Raw genomic sequence first — 17,539 nt, 5'->3', positions numbered from 1 at the left:
CGATACCGCCTTCCCGAAGACAGCGCGTCAGTGCATCTATGCGCCACGGCGTGACCGCGCGGGGGAAGCGGAAGCGATGACCAAGCAGACTGCCGGAACAACCGAACTAGCCGTGCGCCCGGCCGCCGGGACGGACACGATGAACACCGCGCTGCGCGATCGCCTGATCGAGGCGACCGTCGAGGTGGTCTCGACCGAGGGGTTGCACGCGCTGACCGTCCGCCGCGTATCCCGCATGTGCGGGGTCTCCACGATGGCGGTGTACTCCAACTTCGGTGGGATGCCCGGCCTGATCCGGGCGGCGGGCTCCGCCGGCTTCGCCCAGCTGGCCGAGCGCATGACCGCGGCCGGAGTGACCGACGAGCCGATCACCGATCTGCTCGTGCTCGGCCTGGTGTTCCGCGACGAGGCCCAGCGCAGGCCGGAACTGTTCCAGCTGATGTTCGGCACCGGGACGCGCATCGACCTGAAGATCAACCGCGGCAACGTGCTCGTGGCCGGGCACGATTCGGAGTTCGAGCACTACGCGGAGACCTTCGACCACGTGGTGGGCGCGGTGCAGCGCGCACAGGACGCCGGACTGATCAACACCCCCGATGTCCGTTCCGCCGCGGCGCAGCTGTGGATGGGACTGTTCGGCTTCATCCAATTGGAGATGGCCGGTCACCTGGGCGACGACGGTTTGCTCGAGGTGCTGGTGCCCGCGATCGTGAATCTGCTCGTGGGCATGGGCGCCGAGCTGGAATCCGTCGGCGCCTCGGTCCTCCTCGCGGTGGAACGGTTCGCCACACTGTTCGGCGAGTGATTCCCCCGGGCCGGGTCAGAACGGCAGCTTGGACCTGAACCGCTGGGCGCGCGCCATCGCGCGCTCGGCGGCGCTGCCGCGCGGCGGCATGAGGCCCAGTTGCAGCAGCATCTCCGTCAGATCCCAGGTGGCCTGGCTGCGCCAGATCAACCCGGAGCGGAACTGCCACGCGTCGATGACCAGCAGATCGATCGTCTTGCCGGTCGGACCGAAACCGGGCGGGTCGATGGGGCCGAGATGGGTCCCGGTCATCCGCCACGGCACCAAGGCCAGCCGGTTGTCCGCGGCGAGCACCGGCGGGAACGGGTTGGTGTAGGCGACATCCGGGAACGAACGCACCGTGTCCGCGACGAACTTCTCCACACCCGCCGGGCCGTGCGCGGGCGCGTCCAGCGAAGGGTCGTGCCAGATCGTGTCCTGCGTGACGCATTTCGCGACCGCAGCGCCGTCGCCGCTGTTCCAGCCCGCGATGTATTGCTCGGTGAACGCCAGCAGCCAGTCCAGGCTTTCGATGGGTTCGGCCTCCGCCTCGATGCGGAACTGCCCGGTGTTGTACGAATCCACGCCATCGCCTTTCGCGCCACTGCGTTACGACGAGCCATCGTAGCCACGAATCGACGGCCTCCTCAACACCTTCCGGCGACCGGCGGAGGAACGACGCGGAATAACACCGGAATAACGATGTAATTCACACCGGTTCCACCCCGCGATAACTCTGTAATAACGCCAGAATAATCTCGTCATAAGCACTCTGAACTGCGTCGATGCCGAAGTTGTCATTACCTGCCCGGCAACGCTTTCAGGTTGCGGCGAGAACAATTCCGTATTGACCTTCGCGAATCGCCGCTCCTACCATGGGTGGACACTGACCTCCTACCGCGGAACCACTTCACCGCCGGACGACGCCAAGGCCGAACAGGTTTACCGGCGCCGCGATTCCGGCTGTCTCCACGCTGATTCGATGATGCGGACGTTCACCCGTCCGCGTTTTCGAATGCCCGAGCATCAGGGGATTTGCATGCCCAATGTAGCAATTGTCGGTATCGGCTGCCGTTTTCCGGGCGGCATCGACGGGCCGGACTCGTTCTGGGATCTCGTCGTGCGCAAGGGCGACGGAATCGTGGAGATACCGGCGGACCGCTGGAATATCGCCAAGTTCTACGATCCGGACCCGGACGCGCCGGGCCGGATGTACACCAGGCACGGCGGATTCCTCACCCAGTCGCTGTGGGAGTTCGACGCCGAGTTCTTCGGCATCTCCCAGCGCGAGGCGTCGATCATGGATCCGCAGCAGCGACTGCTGCTCGAGGTCGCCTGGGAGGCGCTCGACGACGCGGGGATGGCGGGCCGGGTCGGCGGACGCGAGGTCGGCGTGTTCGTCGGCGGCTTCATGAACGACAACGCGCTGGTGCGCAGCGGCTCGGTGGCGCGGGCCTCGATCAACAGCCACAGTCCGACCAGTTCGTCGCACACGCTGCTGTCGGCGCGCATCGCGTTCCTGCTGGATCTGCTCGGGCCGACCATGACCATCGATACCGCATGCTCGTCCTCCCTGGTCGCGCTGCACCAAGCGGTGCTCGCGCTGGAGTCGGGCGAGTGCGAGACGGCGATCGTCGGCGGCGCCAACGCGATGCTGCGCCCCGAGGCGTTCATCTCCATGTGCAAGGGCCGCTTCCTCGCGGTCGACGGCCGGTGCAAGTCTTTCGACGCGGCGGCCGACGGCTACGGCCGTGGCGAGGGCGCGGGCGCCGTGGTGCTGAAGACGCTGGACGCGGCGGTGCGCGACCGCGACCGGATCTACGCGGTGGTGCGCGGCAGCGGCGTCAACCAGGACGGCCGCACACTGGCCATCCCGGTGCCGAACCCGGCCGCGCAGGAGGCGCTGGCCCGGCGGGTGCACCGGCTGGCGGGCATCGACGCCAGCGACATCCGCTATGTCGAGGCGCACGGCACCGGCACGCCGGTCGGCGACCCGCTCGAATTGGCCGCCCTCGGCGCGGTGTACGGCGCGGTCGACGGCCGCGACGAGCCGCTGCCGGTCGGCTCGGTGAAGAACAACATCGGCCACACCGAGGCCGCCGCTGGCGTCGCCGGTCTCATCAAGGCCGCGCTGACCCTGCGACACGGTGTCATCGCGCCGCAAATGCGGCTGGACAACCCGAATCCCGAGATCCGGTTCGACGAGCTGCGAGTTCGCATTCCGCTGGAGACCGAGCCGCTGCCCAACGACGACGGGCGAGCCGCGGTGGCGGTCAACAGCTTCGGATACGGCGGCACCAACGCCCACGCGATCCTCACCCGTGCGCCGGAAGCGCCCGCGCAGGCGCGGACGCGCGGGCCGATCACGGTGCTGCCGCTGTCGGCCCGCAACGAGACCGCGCTGCGCACGATGGCCACCCAGGTGCACGACCTGACCGAGACCACCCCGGTGGACGCGGTGACCGAGGCGGCATGGACGCAGCGCGCGCATCATCCGATCCGCGCGGCGTTCGCCTACCGCGACACCGACGACTTGCGTTCGCAGCTGGCCGATTTCGCCGCGGGCGCGGGCAAGTCCCCCGCCCGCGCGCTCACCGACGGCTCCACCCAGCCGGTGTTCGTGTTCAGCGGCATGGGCCCGCAGTGGTGGGGCATGGCCCGTGGCCTGCTCGAGGCCGACGGGCACTTCGCCGCCGCCGCGCGGTCGATCGACGAGGTCTTCCAGGAGATCGCGGGCTGGTCGATCGTCGAGGAACTGCTTCGGCCCGAGGCGGAGTCGCGGATCACCAGGACCGCGTACGCGCAGCCGGCCAACTTCCTGGTCCAGGCCGCGCTCGTGGCCGAGCTCGCCGAACTCGGCATCCGCCCCGCCGCGGTGGTCGGCCACAGCGTCGGCGAAGTGGCCTCGGCCTACGCCTCCGGCTCGCTGTCGCTGCGCGACGCGCTGCTGGTGAGCTATCACCGCGCACGGTTGCAGGCCACCACCGCTGGCACCGGCGGCATGCTCGCCGTCGGCCTGTCCGAAGAGCAACTGCGCGAGCGCCTCGCGGGCGTGCCGGGCGTCTGCGTCGCGGCGATCAACAGCCACTCCGCCGCGACGCTGTCCGGCGACCTGGCCGATTTGGACCGCATCCGCGAGGAGCTCACCGCCGAAGGCGTCTTCGCCAAGGCGCTGCGTGTGGAGGTGCCCTACCACAGCCATCTGATGGACCCCATCCTCGGCGAACTCACCACCGTGCTGGCCGGCCTGGCGCCGCGGGCCGCGCGGGTGCCGATCTGGTCCACCGTCACCGGCGGCGAGCTGTCCGGTCCCGACTGGGATGCCGAGTACTGGTGCCGCAACGTGCGCGAGCCGGTGCGGTTCGGCGCGGCCGTGGACAGCCTGCTCGATGCCGGGCACCGGGTCTTCCTCGAGGTGGGGCCGCATCCGGTGCTCAGCGGCAACGTCAAGGAGGCGTTCGTGCGCCGCGGCCTGGAGGGCGCGGCGATCAGCACCCTGTCGCGCACCGCCGACGACCGCGACAACCTGCTGCGCGCGGTGGGCGAGCTGTACCAGGCGGGCGGGTTGGACACCGCGCACGCGCCGGGCGCACCGGACGCCCCGGTGGCGCACCTGGACCTGCCCCGCTACCCGTGGCAGCGCCGCACGCTGTGGACCGAGGACCCCGCGATCGAGGCCGACCGCGTCGGCGCCGTCGACGGCTACGTCATGCTCGGCCAGCGCACCGCGGCGTCCGCGCCGGAATGGGAAGTGGAACTGTCGGTGGCCGCGCTGCCGTGGCTGCCCGATCACGTGGTCGACGGCTCCGTCGTGCTGCCGGGCGCGGCCTATCTGGACGCCGCGCTCAGCGCCGTCGCGGTGCGGACCGGTCGCACGAGCTTCGGGCTGGAGTCGGTCCAGTTCGTCGCGCCGCTGGTGATCGGCCAGCACGACGTGCCGGTGCTGCGTCTCAGCGTCGAGGAGACCACCCGCCGGTTCACCCTGCGTTCGCGCGCGGCCACCGCGACAACGTGGACGATCAACGCGCACGGCAGGCTGATCGAGGCGGACGTCGACCCGCGCACCGTCGACCTCACCCCGGCGGCGGACGCGGTGGAGGTGTCCGCGGCGACGCTCTACGACGGCCTGGCCGCGCACGGCCTGGCCTATGGGCCCAGCTTCCGGCTGATCACCGCCGCCAGTGTCGGCGCCGACTCGGTGCTGGCCCGGCTCGATCTCACGCCGCTGGCCGGGAGCGCGCCGAGCCTGCCGCATCTGGCCCACCCCGCGGCGGTCGACGCCGCGTTGCAGTGCTTCGCCGCCTTGTACGCGCAGACCGCGCACGGCGCGAGCGTCGTGGTGCCGTCCTCGGTCGACGGGGTCCGCTGGACCGGGCCGCTGCCCGAGCAGGCGGTCGTGCTCGTCCGCCGCGTCGACGGCGACCCGCTGTGCGCCGATATCACTGTCGCTTCCCCCGAAGGTGCTGTGGCACTGACTCTTTCGAGGGTTCGGTTCGCCAGCCTTGCGGCCGAGCCCGATCTGCACGACCAGCTCGACGAGCTGTTCTACGAGCCGGTGTGGGCGATCGTCGACGACACCGCGCCCGCCGACGAACCCGTGGGCGGCGAGGAGTTCCTGCTCGTGGTCAGCCTGGGCAGCACCGTCTCCCAGCGCGCCAAGGAGATCGCCAGCGCGCGGGCGTCGGCGGAGATCCTCACCCTGGAACCGGAAGCGGCCGACGCCTCCGACCGTGTCCTAGCCGCATTGCGGGCCGCGCAGGCGCGGCCCGGCGTCACGCGCGGCCGCCTCGTCGTGGTCTCCGGCGCCGAACTGGACGCGGTGCCCAACGCCTACGGGCTGGCGCAGGTCGCCAAAGCGGTCGGCGAGCTGGTGGTCGGCGAGGAGGACGGCGAGGCCCCTGCCATCGAGGTGCGCGCGGTGGTGGTCACCGAGCAGGCGTTCTGCCTGCCGGTCGACGCCTTCGCCCATCCCGCGCAGGCCGCGCTCACCGGCGCCAGGCGCACGCTGCGCAACGAGCAACCCGCGGTGCACTGGCGACTGGTCGACACCGAGCCCGCCACGCGCGCCGCCGACGTCGTCGAGCAGGTGTTCGGCGACGGGCGAGCCGACGAGGTCGCGTTGCGTGCGGGCGCGTGCTGGGCGCTGCACCTGCGCAAGTCCCTGCGCGACCATCTGGCGGTCTGGGACGAGGCCGCGCCGCTGACCGACCCGGACAGCTCCTTCCGCCTGGAGATTCCGCGCTCGCGGCTGCTGTCGGACCTGACCTGGCGCGCGGTCGATCGCGTGCCGCCGGGGCCGGGCGAGGTCGAGATCCGGATGGACGCGGTGGGCCTCAACTACAAGGACGCGCTCAAGGTGCTCGGCGTGCTCACCGAAAAGGAGCTGGCGGGTACGTATTTCGGCACCGAACTGGGCATGGACGGTTTCGGCGTGGTCGAGCGGGTCGGTCCGGGAGTCACCGAGGTCGCCGTCGGGGACGAGATGTCGGTGTGCGCCAGGGATCTGCTTCGCAGACACGTCACCCTCCGGCCGGACGAGGGCGCCACGATGCCACTCGACTACCCGGACACCGTGCTCGACCCGTGCCACTCCAGCTCGGTCCTGCCCTTCCTCACCGCCGAATTCGCCTTCGGCGACCTCGCGCACCTGCGACCGGGTGAGACGGTGCTGGTGCACGGCGCCGCGGGCGGCATGGGCATGGCCGCGGTCCAGGTCGCGGTGCGTCTCGGCGCGCGGGTGATCGCGACGGCGGGCTCGGACGAGCGGCGCGCGGTGGCCGCGGCGGCGGGGGCGCACGAGGTGGTCAACTCGCGCTCGATCAGCTTCGTCGACGACGTGCTCGACCTGACCGAAGGGCGCGGCGTCGACGTGGTCTACAACTCGTCTCCCGGCGAGATCCTCCAGCAGAACCTGCGGGTGGCCGCCGAATTCGGGCGGATCATCGAGATCGGCAAGGCCGACATCTACGGCGGCGGCGCGATCGACCTGCGTCCGTTCGACCGGAACCTGTCGTTCTTCGCCGTGGACATGGACCGCGCGCTGGCCGTGCGGCCCGAGCTGGTCCGCCGCGCCGCACGCCGGGCGATGGACGCGCTGAACGACGGCACCTACGACTACCTGCCCTACACCGCGTTCCCGCTCACCGCGACGACCGAGGCGTTCGAAACCGTGGTGCGGTCCAAGCAGATCGGCCGGGTGGTGCTCGACCTGCGTGAACCGGAACCGTCCGTGCTGGTCAAGCGGCCGAGTCTGCCGATCGACCCCGCCGCGAGCTACCTGGTGACCGGCGGCTTCGGCGCGTTCGGTCTGGCGACCGCGCGCTGGCTGGTGCGGGTCGGCGCGCGGCGGCTGGTGCTGGCCGGACGCAGCGGCGCCACCGGCGACGCGGCCCGCGCCGCGGTCGCCGAGCTCACCGCCGCGGGTGCGGAGGTCGTCGAGGAGCGTCTCGACATGGCCGACTACGACGCCGTCGCCGCGCTGGTCGATCGCATCCAGGCCAGCGGACATCCGCTGCGTGGTGTGTTCCACGCGGCCGGCGTGGTGAACAACCTCGAGGTCCCGCAGATCACCGCCGAATCGCTGGCGGAGATCTTCGGGCCCAAGGTCGCGGGCGCGGTCAACCTGGACACCGCCGTCACCGCGGCCGGCATCGATCTGGACATGTTCGTGCTGTTCTCCTCTGCGAGCAGCATCGTCGGCATATCGCCCCAATTCGGGTATGCCGCAGCCAATTCCGTACTCGACATGATCGCGGCCGCCCGCCGGGCCCGCGGCGCCGCCGCACTCGCGGTGAACTGGGGCTTCATGAGCGGCGGCGGTGGCATGGCCGACTACGAGGCGGTCAGCCGATACGCGGAGATGACCGGGTACCGCTCGGTGGACATGGACGTGGCCACCGATCTGCTCGGCGAGTGCCTGCGGCTGAACCTGCCGCAGATCGTGCTGTTCGACGTCGACTGGAGCCAGTGGGCGCTGGCGCATCGCCCGTCCACCCGCACGCCGCGTTTCGCCGACCAGGTGGCGGCCGCGGGCGGCGGCGCGGCGGGCGCGGGCGCGCTGCGGGCGGAGATCCTCCAGCTGGGGCCCGAACAGCGCGGCGAGGTGGTGGCCTACCTGCTCGCCGAGCAGCTGGCGGCGGTGCTCGGGGTCGACGCCGAGACGATCGACCTGAACACCCCGCTGCCCGAACTCGGCATGGATTCGCTGATGGGCATGGAGTTCGGCGCGCGCGTGGTGCAGGTGCTCGGCACCCAGCTGTCGGTGCTGGCCGTGATCGGACTGACGTTGCGCGGGCTCGGCGCGCGGATTGCCGAGCAGATTGCCCAGGAAGAAGAGCGCGCGGCGAGGAGCGAGGACGAATGAGCGGCAACAACAGGGAACTGGCCCGCGCACTGCTGGCCAGGCACGCAGGCGGCGAGCACACCGCCACGGCGAACGGGAACGGCGCGCGAGCCGCCAACGGCGCCGCCGCCCCGGCCGCGGCCACCGGCAACGGCGGCGGCGCGGCGCGCGGGGCCGCGCACACGTCGTTCCGTGACCATCCCGGCGTGCTCGAGGCCGCGCAGCGGTTCGGGCGGTTCGACGCCTGGGTCAACGAGGTCGGTCTGGTCAACCCGTACTACCTGCCGCACGAGGGCATCAGCGGCGCGGTGACCAGGATGGCCGACCGGGACGTGGTGAACTTCAGCAGCTTCGGCTACCTGGACCTGGCCGCCGACCCGCGGGTGCGGCAGGCCGCCAAGGACGCGATCGATCGGTACGGCACCTCCGCCGCCGCGGTCCGGATCGTGGCGGGCGAGCTGCCGATCTATCGCGAACTGGAAGCCGAGATCGCGGGCATCTACGACACCGAGGCCGCGCTGGTGACCGCGAGCGGCTACCTCACCAACGCCGCCGCGGTCGGATTCCTGCTCGGCAAGCGCGATCTCGCGGTCTGCGACGCGCTCATCCACCACAGCGTGGTGTCCGGCACGGAGTGGTCGCGCTGCAAGCGAGTCTCCTTCCGGCACAACGATCCCGAGTCGCTCGAGACGATCCTCAAGATGTCGCGGCGCAGTTTCGACCGGGCCATGGTGATCATCGAGGGCCTCTACAGCATGGACGGCGATGTGGTCCGTCTGCCGGAGATCATCGAGGTGGCCCGGCGCTACGACTGCTCGATCATGATCGACGAGGCGCATTCGTTCGGCACCCTCGGCGCCACCGGGCACGGCGTGCGTGAGCTGTTCGACCTGCCCGGCGACGCCGTCGACGTCTGGATGGGCACCCTGTCCAAGGCGCTGGGCAGCGTCGGCGGCTATCTCGCGGGCAACCGGGAACTGGTCGACGGGTTCAAATACGTCGCAGGCGGTCTGAGCATGTACACCGCCGCGCCCGCTCCTTCGGCCATCGGCGCCGCGCTGGCCGGGCTCGAAGTGCTCCGCGACGAGCCGGAACGCGTGACGCGGCTGCGGCACAACAGCGAGTACTTCCACCGCCGCGCCAAGGAGTACGGCTTCGACATCGGCACGTCGGAGGACTCACCGATCATCCCGGTCATGACCGGCGCCGACGAACCGGCCGTGCTGGCGGCGCTGGCCATGCTGCAACGCGACTTCAGCGTCAACGCCATCACCCACCCGGTCGTCCCGGCCGGGGAGGCCAGGCTGCGGTTCTTCATCAACTGCAGGCACACCGAGCAGCAAATGGACCAGGCGCTGGCCACGCTGCGCGAGGTGCTCGACGGACTCGCGGACACCGCGGGACAGCAATTCACACTCGCCCATGAGGAGCAGCACTCGTGAAAATTCCCATCAACCGATCCCTCCTGCGAAAAGCGGTGGTGCCAGGGGTGGCGCTGCTGCTGATGGGCTCGCTGTTCATTCCCGCGCGGTCGGCGCTGCTGCCCACCTACGACGAGGCGGGCGGCCCCATCGCGAGCAAATTCGATTTCACCGCGATGCCGATCGCGCTGCCCAAGGGCCTGCCGACCGACCGCAAGATCCGCGAACTGCGCGAGCCGTACAAGCACCTGTCGGCCTGGATCTCCTCGGTCGGCGCGGCCATCGCGATGAACGACTTCGACGGCAACCGGCTGGCCGACGACCTGTGCGTGGTCGACCCGCGCTCCGACACCGCCTTCATCACCCCGACGCCGGACAGCAACACCGCCCGGTACGAGCCGTTCGTGCTCGATCCCAAGCCGCTGCCTGCCGACACCTCCACGGTGCCGTCGGGCTGCATCCCCGGCGACTTCAACGGTGACGGCCGCATGGACGCGCTGGTGTCGTACTACGGCCGCACCCCGATCCTGTACCTGCAGCGCGCCAACGCGACCCGCCTGGACGCCAAGGCGTTCCGCCCGATCGACCTGGTGCCGTCCCCGAACACCGCGGACGGGCACTACGAGGGTCAGCGCTGGATCACCGCCGCGGTCTCGGTCTCGGACTTCGACGGCGACGGCAAGCCCGACATCTACCTGGGCCAGTACTTCAACGACATGGACGTGCTGTCCAAGGACGGCCAGCTCGCGCTGTGGATGACCGACTCGCTGTCCAACGCGCGCAACGGCGGCAAGGACCGCATCTTCACCCTGGCCTCCGCCAAGTCGGGCGACGAGCCGACCGCCGAGTACCGCGAGGTGGCCAACCCGTTCCCGATCGGCATGGACACCGGATGGGCGCTTGCCGCCGCCGCGGCCGACCTGAACGGCGACCAGCTCCCGGAGTTGTACGTGGCCAACGACTTCGGACGCGACCGCCTGTTCGTCAACAAGTCGACGCCGGGCCAGATCCGCTTCGGCTTCGCCGAGGGCGAGCGCGGGATCACCGAGCCGAAGTCGTATGTGCTGGGCCATGATTCGGACAAGGGCATGGCCGCCGACTTCGGCGATCTGAACGGCGACGGCATGCCGGACCTGTTCGTCAGCAATATCGCCGTGCGCTTCGCGCTGATGGAAGGCCACTTCGCGTTCTACAACACGGCCGAGGACACCGCCGACGCGGCACGTCAGCTGGCCGAGGGCGTGGCGCCGTTCGAGAACCGCGCGACCGACGTCGGCCTGGCCTGGGAGACCTGGGGCTGGGACGCCAAGATCGACGACTTCGACAACGACGGCCGCAACGAGCTGATCCAGGCCACTGGCATGATCAAGGGCGAGACCAACCGGTGGCCGCAGATCCAGGAACTCGGCACCATGAACGACGATCTGACCAAGTACCCGTGGTCCTGGCCGATCATCGGCTCCGACGCCGATATCGCCGGCAGCGACCCGGTCGGATTCTTCAGCCGCGGTGACGACGGCAAGTTCGCCAACCTCACCCACGCGCTCGGCATGGACACCCCGGTGCCCTCGCGCGGCATCGCGGTCGGCGACACCTCCGGCAACGGCGCGCTCAGCTTCGCCGTCGCCCGGCAGTGGGGTGATCCGACCTTCTACCACAACAACAAGGCCAAGGGTGGCCAGTTCCTCGGCCTGAAGCTGTTCAAGCCGGCCTGGGAGGGCAACGCGGCCACGACCACCGTCGCCGGTCTTCCCCCGCAGGGCGTTCCCGCGGTGGACGCCCAGGTCGAGGTCCGCACGGCGGACGGCCGGTTGCTCAGCAGCCACCTCGACGGCGGCAGCGGGCACACCGGCAAGCGGGCCACCGAGGTGCACATCGGGCTCGGCGAGGTCGATCCGGCCGCCCCGGTGAACGTCACGCTCCGCTGGCGGGAGACCAACGGCACCCCGCACGAACAGTCCCTCCAGCTCGCGCCGGGCTGGCACACCGTGAACCTCGCCTCGGACGCGCAGGAGGTCAAGCAGCGATGAGCGACAACGACAACAAGGATCCGGGCGAGGCGAAAGCCGCCTCCAACGGCCATCACGAAACGCAGGCGGCCGAGGGCAACGGCAGCGCACCTGCCAACGGCAACGGCGCCGCTCACCAGGGCAATGGCGCCACGACCACCGCCGAACGCATCTCCTCCATGCAACGCTCGGGCACCGAGTTCGCCAAGGAATGGATGGAAAAGCCCGCGCCGACGAAGGATCCGCGCTACCTGGCGCTGCGCAACTTCGCCATCTCGATCACGATCTTCAACCTGATCGGGTTCCCGCTGCTCGGCTTCGAGCAGCCGTTCCTGTGGCCGTTCATCGCACTGGCCACGGCCTACACCACCGAGATCGGGCTGGAGGTCCTGGCGGCCTGGGCGTACAAGCGCCCGCCCGCCTTCCGTGGCCGCGGGCCGCGTGGGCTGTTCGAGTTCCTGCTGCCCGCGCACATCACCGGTCTGGCGTTCAACTTCCTGACCTTCGCGCACGACAAGCTGTGGCCGGTGATCTTCGGCATCGTGGTCGCGGTCGGCACGAAGTGGGTGCTGCGCGCGAAGATCAACGGCAAGATGCGCCACTTCATGAACCCGTCGAATTTCGGTGTGGTGGTGTGCTTCCTGGTGTTCCCGATGATCGCGGTGGCGCCGCCGTACCACTTCACCGAATACATCACCGGACCGGCGGACGCGCTCATCGTGCTCGGCCTGCTGACGACCGGCACCATGCTCAACGCCAAGCTGACGCTGAAGATGCCGCTGATCATGGCGTGGGTCGGCTCGTTCGCGCTGCAGGCCATCGTGCGCGGGCTCATCGAACCGAACATCTCGATCCTGGCCGGACTGAGCATGATGACCGGCCTTGCGTTCGTCCTGTTCACCAATTACATGGTCACCGACCCCGGCACAACCCCGTCGGGCAAGAAGCAGCAGATCATGTTCGGCGCCTCGGTCGGCATCATGTACGGCGTGGTCACGGCGCTGCACATCTCCTACGGGTTGTTCATCGCGCTGGTGATCGTCTGCGGCGCCCGCGGCGTCTACTGGTGGGCGCGCGGCATCGCCGAATGGTGGGGGCAGCGGGGCGCGGCGCCGGAGGCGGCGCAGCAGCCCGTGGTGGCCGACGACCTGGAGGCCGACATCACGGGCGAACCGGAACCGGAGAAGGAGGCTGCCCGCTCATGAGCGACCGCGCCGAGCTGCGCCGCGTGCTCGGCGCGTTCACCACCGGTGTCACCGTGGTCACCACCGGGTGGCCACGGCCGCACGGCATGACCGCCAACGCGTTCACGTCCGTCTCGCTGGATCCCCCGCTGATCCTGGTGTGCGTCGCCCACACGGCGCGCCTGCACCGGGCGATCCACGAGGCGGGCGCGTTCGCCGTTTCGGTGCTGTCGGCCGAGCAGGAGCCGGTGGCCCGGTATTTCGCCGACTCCGCGCGGCCCGACGGCAGCGCCCAATTCGACCAGGTCGAGTGGTTTCCCGGACCGCACACCGCGGCGCCCATGCTGGCGAACGCGGCCGCGGGCCTGGAGTGCAAGCTCGACGCCGTGTTCGACAGCGGCGACCACAGCATCGTCGTCGGCGAGGTCGTGCACGCCGAACGCGACGCCCGACTGGCCGCCACGGGAGCGCTGACCTTCTTCGACGGCGGCTTCCGTCGCTTGATCCTGTGACGATCCCCCACTCCTCCGACGAATGGAGAACCCCATGCCCTCGCCGTTGGGTCCGCTGCGCGCGGCCCTTTTCGTCCCCAGTCCGGCCAGCGTCCGCGAGGTGCTCGGCAAATTCGAGCAGCCCGACCAGCACACCGCGCTCGAACTAGAGCAGGTGACCATGCACCTGGTCGGCGGCATCGACTCCGCGGTCCGCAGTTCGGACAACGACGAGCTGATCACCACTCTGTCGCAGGTGCCGCCGAAGTATCGCGGGTTCGCCTACGAAGGCGCCGCGGTCGGTCTCACCGCGATCGACTCGCTCTCGCCCGGACGCCGCGCCGCCGACTTGATCGAGGGCCCGGCCAGTGAGTACGCGCTGACCATGTACGTCGGCGTCGGCCTGGCCATGGCGAAGATCCCCAAGGTGCGGTGGAAGAAACTGTTTCCGCAGCACCCGCTGTTCCGCTGGCTGGCCATCGACGGCTACGGCTTCTACAAGGCGTTCTTCCAGATGCAGCGCTATGTGCGCGACAAGCACGTCGAGACCCGCTACCCCGCCTGGCTCGGCGACCGCGACAACCTGAAGCGCATCGCCGACCAGGGCATGGGCCGCGCGCTGTGGTTCATCGGCGGCGGCAGCCCGGCCGGTGTCGTGCGGCTGATCGGCGAGTTCGAGCCGAAACGGCACGCGGATCTGTGGAGCGGCGTCGGCATCGCCGTCACCTTCGCGGGTGGTGTGGAACCCGCCGCGATGGAGGAACTCTGGGAGGTGGCCGGTGAGTTCCGGCCGCAGCTGTCGCTCGGCTCGGCCATGGTCGCCCGCATCCGGCAGCAGACCAACAGCGTCAACGAGCACAGCGAAGCGGCGGCGCAGGTCTTCTGCGGCACCACCGTGGCGAAGACCGACGCGCTGATCGAGAGTTCACTCGACGATCTGCCCGATGACGGCAGTTCCGCCACCTACCTGCTGTGGCGGGACCGGATCGCCGACATCGTCACCTCGAGCCGGGCCTGAGCCGCCGCGATGGCACGGGTCCGGGACTGGGTCGGCAAGCACGTCGTCGTCACCGGCGGGTCGGAAGGAATCGGCGCCGCGGTGGCGGCGGCCTTCGCGGGGCGCGGCGCGCGGGTGTCGATCATCGCGCGCCGGAAGCTGCCGCTGCGCGACACCGCGAAGCGATTGGGCGCGGACTGGGCCGCCGCCGACGTCACGCGCGCGGACGAACTGGCCGCTGCCATCACGGAACTGGAGCAGCGCAACGGGCCGTGTGAGGTCATCGCCTGCTGCGCCGGTCTCGCGCTGCCGGGCCGGTTCCTCGACGTGGACCCCGACGAGTTCGAGGCGCAGATGTCGGCGAACTACCTCGGTGCGGTGCACGCGGTGCGGCGGGTGCTGCCCGGCATGGTGGAGCGTGGTCAGGGAAAGATTCTGCTGGTCAGTTCCACGGCGGCGTTTCTCGGTATCACGGGGTACACCGCCTACGGACCGACCAAGGCGAGCGTCCGGCAGCTGGCGTTGTGCCTGCGCTACGAAGTCGAGCCGAAAGGCGTCGACGTCACGGTGATCTATCCGGCCGACACCGACACACCGGGGCTGGCCATGGAGAACACCCGCAAGCCGGTGGAGACCAAGGCGATCACCGGTTCGATCGAGCCGATGCCGGCCGAGCGCGTCGCCGAGGCCGCGGTGCGCGGCCTGGAACGCGGCCGCCACCACATCGCGCTCGACCCGCTCACGCGGTTCTTCCTGGCCTGGGCGAACCTGCCGGAGGACTTGGCGCGGCCGTTCATGCGCCGCACCATCGCGAAGGCGTTGCGCGGCAACTGAACGCAGACGCGTCGAAGGCCCGCTCACCCATCGAATCTCGAGGGGTGAGCGGGCCTTTCGTCGTCTTCAGCCGACGATGACGATGACACAGGCCGCGATGAACAGCACCTGAACCAGCGCCCGCAGGGGCAAGGGCATGGTCTTGATGCCCAGTTCGGCGCGGGCGGCGCGGACGTTCGCCGGAAACAGCGCAACCAGCAGCGCGATCAGGCAGGCCGCGGCCAGGTCCGCGGTCGCGGGAACGAGCACACCGGCCGCGCCCGCCAATTCCAGCACGCCGGTCAGCGTCACCAGCGCGGGAGCGTTCGGCAGCCGCGGCGGCACCATGGCGATCAGAGCGTCACGGCGCGGCTGGAGGAAGTGCGCGCTGGAGGTGAGCACGAGCATCGCGGCCAGCCCGAGCGCGGTCGCGTGCGCCCACGAATCGAGCCAGCCGTTGCCGGTCAGCCAGCCGATGAGCCGGACGACTGCGGTGACGGCGACGAGGACGACCAGCGGTGCCATCGGGATCTCCTGTAGATCGAAGAGCAAATCTTGACAGTGGAAAGATAGACTCGACGGCATGAACTTGTCAATGTCTAGATGATCGGTCACCATCGAGACATGGCGAAGGACGGCTACCACCACGGAGATCTCCGCGCGGCACTGCTCACCGCGGCCGCCGAGCGGATCGCCGCCGACGGCGTCGACGCCGTCTCGCTGCGCAACCTGGCCAGGCACACGGGCGTCTCGCATGCCGCGCCCGCCCACCACTTCGGCGACAAAGCGGGGCTGCTCACCGCGTTGGCCACCGAGGGCTTCGAACTGCTCGCCGCACAGCTCACACGGGCGGGGGATGATTTCCGCGAGGTGGCGGTGGCCTACATTCGTTTCGCCCGCGAGCACCCAGGGCACTTCGACGTCATGTTCCGGCACAGCCTGCTGCACGCGGAGGACGAGACATTGCGCTCCGCGCGCGAGCGGTCGGCGCTGGCGCTGCGCTCCGGCGTCTCCGGCATCCAGCCGGGCCACGGCAACGAGCACCGGAAGGCGACCCAACTGGCCGCGTGGTCGCTGGTGCACGGCTTCGCTTCGCTGTGGCGCGAAGGCGCACTGCATAATTCGACACTGGCCGACGATCCCGATCCGGAGGCCCTCGCCCGCAAGATGCTGTCCACCATCCGCTTCGACTGACCGGAAACCGGCTTGCGACCAGCCGCCATCGTGCTATCCACAGACCCGGAAGGAGCAGGCGGCCACCTCTCAGCTGCCATCGACACATGGACATCCACGCCTATCCCACGGACGCGACCACACCGGTGGACCCGGCCGAGGCACACCGGATCGCCGACCGGCATCTCATCACCGACGACTACGCCGAACGCGGGATCACCTATCAGCTGTCCGAATTCGACAGCTGCTTCGTCGCCGTCGCCACCTTCCCCCGCCCGCCGCACGCCGACCCGGACAGCCCGCCGGTGATCGTCGGCGGCTCCGTCTGCGTCATCGACAAGCCCACCGGCGCGGTGTCCTACTGGCCGACCTATCCGGCCGATCTGGTCGCCGACCAGTACGCGACCGCGTTGCGGGACGGGACCCTCGTCGTGGAGGACGGCTGGCCGGAAGACGACGACTCACCCGCGTGATCGAAGGCCCTGTCGCCATTGACAATTCGAGAGCGGCGCACGACCATGATCACCGGCGCCGACCATCGTCCGAGTTCGAGCAGGCGTCGAGCCGGCGGAACCGACGCAGCCACAGGAGACAGGTTTCTTCATGGGGGACAACGAGCCCGGCGAGGACGCGCCCGAGACACAGCAGCCCCGGCAGCAGGACAACGCCGAGCGGAAGAGCTGGATGCGGCGTCATTCCGGGACGATCCTCACCACGCTGCTGTTCCCGATCATCTCCGGGTTGATCGTCTTGGCGGTGGAGAAGTCCACCGATGACGACAAGGACGATTCGGCCACGGGAACCTCCACGTCGGCTCAGCCGACCACGCGCAGCGATACGCCGGCCGACCGCGCGCCCTCCTCGGCCGTCCCCGCGACTTCGGCGAACGCTTCCCCGGACGACGTCCGATGGTCCGGCACGCTCAACCTGACCTACTTCGACCTGGACTCCGTCCCGCCCCGCGTCCTGTCCAGCAACACTGGCGCCAGCGCCTGGGTCAGCTACGACCGTGAGGCCTCCGGCGGATTTTCCGCCGCCACCCTCTACGGCGTCGGCGGCGGCTTCTTCACGACGAAGCCGACCCTGGCCCGGTGGACCACCCCGGCCGAACCCACCCGGAAACAGTGCTCGGACCTCGTCGCCACCCAGGGCGCCGAAACCCTGCCGGTCACCACCGACAGCGCCTACTGCGTGCGAACCGCGGCGGGCCGTACCGCGTTCATCACCGGAATAGCGCTCGACAACGCGGTCAAGGCCTACACCGCCAAGGTCGTCGTCTGGTCCGCCACGCAGTAGCGCTTCTTTTCGCCGAGCACCGCGCCGCC

13 protein-coding genes are annotated in these 17,539 nt (G+C 69.8%); 11 read left to right on the top strand and 2 right to left on the bottom strand.

Translation table 11 applies throughout. The annotated features are described in order from the left end of the window. Positions 1 to 76 precede the first annotated feature (76 nt). Complete coding sequence (locus tag U3653_RS11120; protein ID WP_195078543.1) at positions 77 to 805, top strand: TetR/AcrR family transcriptional regulator; 729 nt, start codon at positions 77 to 79, stop codon at positions 803 to 805. 15 nt (positions 806 to 820) lie between these two features. On the opposite strand, the gene U3653_RS11115 is transcribed toward U3653_RS11120, so the two are convergent. After that, positions 821 to 1,369 carry an ester cyclase gene (locus tag U3653_RS11115; RefSeq protein ID WP_195078542.1) on the bottom strand — a complete coding sequence of 183 codons (549 nt, stop codon included), beginning with the start codon at positions 1,367 to 1,369 and terminating at the stop codon, positions 821 to 823. 454 nt (positions 1,370 to 1,823) lie between these two features. On the opposite strand from U3653_RS11115, the gene U3653_RS11110 reads away from it, so the two are divergent. Genes U3653_RS11110 through U3653_RS11080 form a run of 7 tightly spaced genes read left to right on the top strand, consistent with a single transcriptional unit; the run spans position 1,824 to position 15,062 of the window. After that, entirely contained in the window at positions 1,824 to 8,147 is a 6,324-nt protein-coding gene (locus U3653_RS11110; RefSeq protein WP_195078541.1) for a type I polyketide synthase, read from the top strand. Continuing rightward, complete coding sequence (locus U3653_RS11105) at positions 8,144 to 9,568, top strand: aminotransferase class I/II-fold pyridoxal phosphate-dependent enzyme (RefSeq protein WP_195078540.1); 1,425 nt, start codon at positions 8,144 to 8,146, stop codon at positions 9,566 to 9,568. The genes U3653_RS11110 and U3653_RS11105 overlap by 4 nt, the downstream gene beginning before the upstream one ends. Continuing rightward, on the top strand, positions 9,565 to 11,577 hold the full coding sequence (locus U3653_RS11100) for a CRTAC1 family protein (protein WP_323124185.1): 2,013 nt from the start codon (positions 9,565 to 9,567) through the stop codon (positions 11,575 to 11,577). The genes U3653_RS11105 and U3653_RS11100 overlap by 4 nt, the downstream gene beginning before the upstream one ends. Continuing rightward, entirely contained in the window at positions 11,574 to 12,761 is a 1,188-nt protein-coding gene (locus U3653_RS11095) for an enediyne biosynthesis protein (protein WP_195078539.1), read from the top strand. The genes U3653_RS11100 and U3653_RS11095 overlap by 4 nt, the downstream gene beginning before the upstream one ends. Further along, positions 12,758 to 13,252: a flavin reductase family protein gene (locus U3653_RS11090; protein WP_195078538.1), complete on the top strand. Its 495-nt coding sequence runs from the start codon at positions 12,758 to 12,760 to the stop codon at positions 13,250 to 13,252. The genes U3653_RS11095 and U3653_RS11090 overlap by 4 nt, the downstream gene beginning before the upstream one ends. A 34-nt stretch (positions 13,253 to 13,286) precedes the next feature. Next, positions 13,287 to 14,249, top strand: a complete 963-nt coding sequence (locus U3653_RS11085) for a DUF1702 family protein (RefSeq protein WP_195078537.1) — start codon at positions 13,287 to 13,289, stop codon at positions 14,247 to 14,249. Positions 14,250 to 14,258: 9 nt separating this feature from the next. Beyond that, complete coding sequence (locus U3653_RS11080; RefSeq protein ID WP_195078536.1) at positions 14,259 to 15,062, top strand: SDR family NAD(P)-dependent oxidoreductase; 804 nt, start codon at positions 14,259 to 14,261, stop codon at positions 15,060 to 15,062. A 66-nt stretch (positions 15,063 to 15,128) separates the two neighbouring features. Here the strand turns inward: U3653_RS11080 and U3653_RS11075 are convergent, their stop codons facing one another. Beyond that, complete coding sequence (locus U3653_RS11075; RefSeq protein ID WP_195078535.1) at positions 15,129 to 15,566, bottom strand: DoxX family protein; 438 nt, start codon at positions 15,564 to 15,566, stop codon at positions 15,129 to 15,131. 99 nt (positions 15,567 to 15,665) lie between these two features. Here U3653_RS11075 and U3653_RS11070 point away from each other — a divergent pair, with 99 nt between their 5' ends. From U3653_RS11070 to U3653_RS11060, 3 genes are all read left to right on the top strand, one after another. Next, positions 15,666 to 16,235 carry a TetR/AcrR family transcriptional regulator gene (locus U3653_RS11070; RefSeq protein ID WP_195078534.1) on the top strand — a complete coding sequence of 190 codons (570 nt, stop codon included), beginning with the start codon at positions 15,666 to 15,668 and terminating at the stop codon, positions 16,233 to 16,235. 86 nt (positions 16,236 to 16,321) lie between these two features. Then, the gene (locus U3653_RS11065; RefSeq protein WP_195078533.1) at positions 16,322 to 16,687 is read left to right on the top strand and encodes an SUKH-4 family immunity protein; all 366 of its coding nucleotides are present in this window, start codon (positions 16,322 to 16,324) and stop codon (positions 16,685 to 16,687) included. Positions 16,688 to 16,817: 130 nt separating this feature from the next. Continuing rightward, entirely contained in the window at positions 16,818 to 17,510 is a 693-nt protein-coding gene (locus tag U3653_RS11060) for a hypothetical protein (protein ID WP_195078532.1), read from the top strand. Positions 17,511 to 17,539 lie beyond the last annotated feature (29 nt).

Source organism: Nocardia implantans (genome assembly GCF_035544775.1).
Lineage (GTDB): Bacteria > Actinomycetota > Actinomycetes > Mycobacteriales > Mycobacteriaceae > Nocardia > Nocardia implantans.
The sequence above is the reverse complement of the archived record's forward strand: the minus strand, read 5'-3'. Positions and strand labels throughout refer to the sequence as shown.

What these genes read in the sequence shown, in the direction of transcription:
- U3653_RS11095 (WP_195078539.1), top strand. Translation starts at nt 11,574, where the DNA reads ATGAGCGACAACGACAACAAGGATCCGGGCGAGGCGAAAGCCGCCTCC.
- U3653_RS11090 (WP_195078538.1), top strand. Translation starts at nt 12,758, where the DNA reads ATGAGCGACCGCGCCGAGCTGCGCCGCGTGCTCGGCGCGTTCACCACC.
- U3653_RS11065 (WP_195078533.1), top strand. Translation starts at nt 16,322, where the DNA reads ATGGACATCCACGCCTATCCCACGGACGCGACCACACCGGTGGACCCG.
- U3653_RS11105 (WP_195078540.1), top strand. Translation starts at nt 8,144, where the DNA reads ATGAGCGGCAACAACAGGGAACTGGCCCGCGCACTGCTGGCCAGGCAC.
- U3653_RS11120 (WP_195078543.1), top strand. Translation starts at nt 77, where the DNA reads ATGACCAAGCAGACTGCCGGAACAACCGAACTAGCCGTGCGCCCGGCC.
- U3653_RS11070 (WP_195078534.1), top strand. Translation starts at nt 15,666, where the DNA reads ATGGCGAAGGACGGCTACCACCACGGAGATCTCCGCGCGGCACTGCTC.
- U3653_RS11080 (WP_195078536.1), top strand. Translation starts at nt 14,259, where the DNA reads ATGGCACGGGTCCGGGACTGGGTCGGCAAGCACGTCGTCGTCACCGGC.
- U3653_RS11060 (WP_195078532.1), top strand. Translation starts at nt 16,818, where the DNA reads ATGGGGGACAACGAGCCCGGCGAGGACGCGCCCGAGACACAGCAGCCC.
- U3653_RS11110 (WP_195078541.1), top strand. Translation starts at nt 1,824, where the DNA reads ATGCCCAATGTAGCAATTGTCGGTATCGGCTGCCGTTTTCCGGGCGGC.
- U3653_RS11085 (WP_195078537.1), top strand. Translation starts at nt 13,287, where the DNA reads ATGCCCTCGCCGTTGGGTCCGCTGCGCGCGGCCCTTTTCGTCCCCAGT.
- U3653_RS11075 (WP_195078535.1), bottom strand. Translation starts at nt 15,566, where the DNA reads ATGGCACCGCTGGTCGTCCTCGTCGCCGTCACCGCAGTCGTCCGGCTC.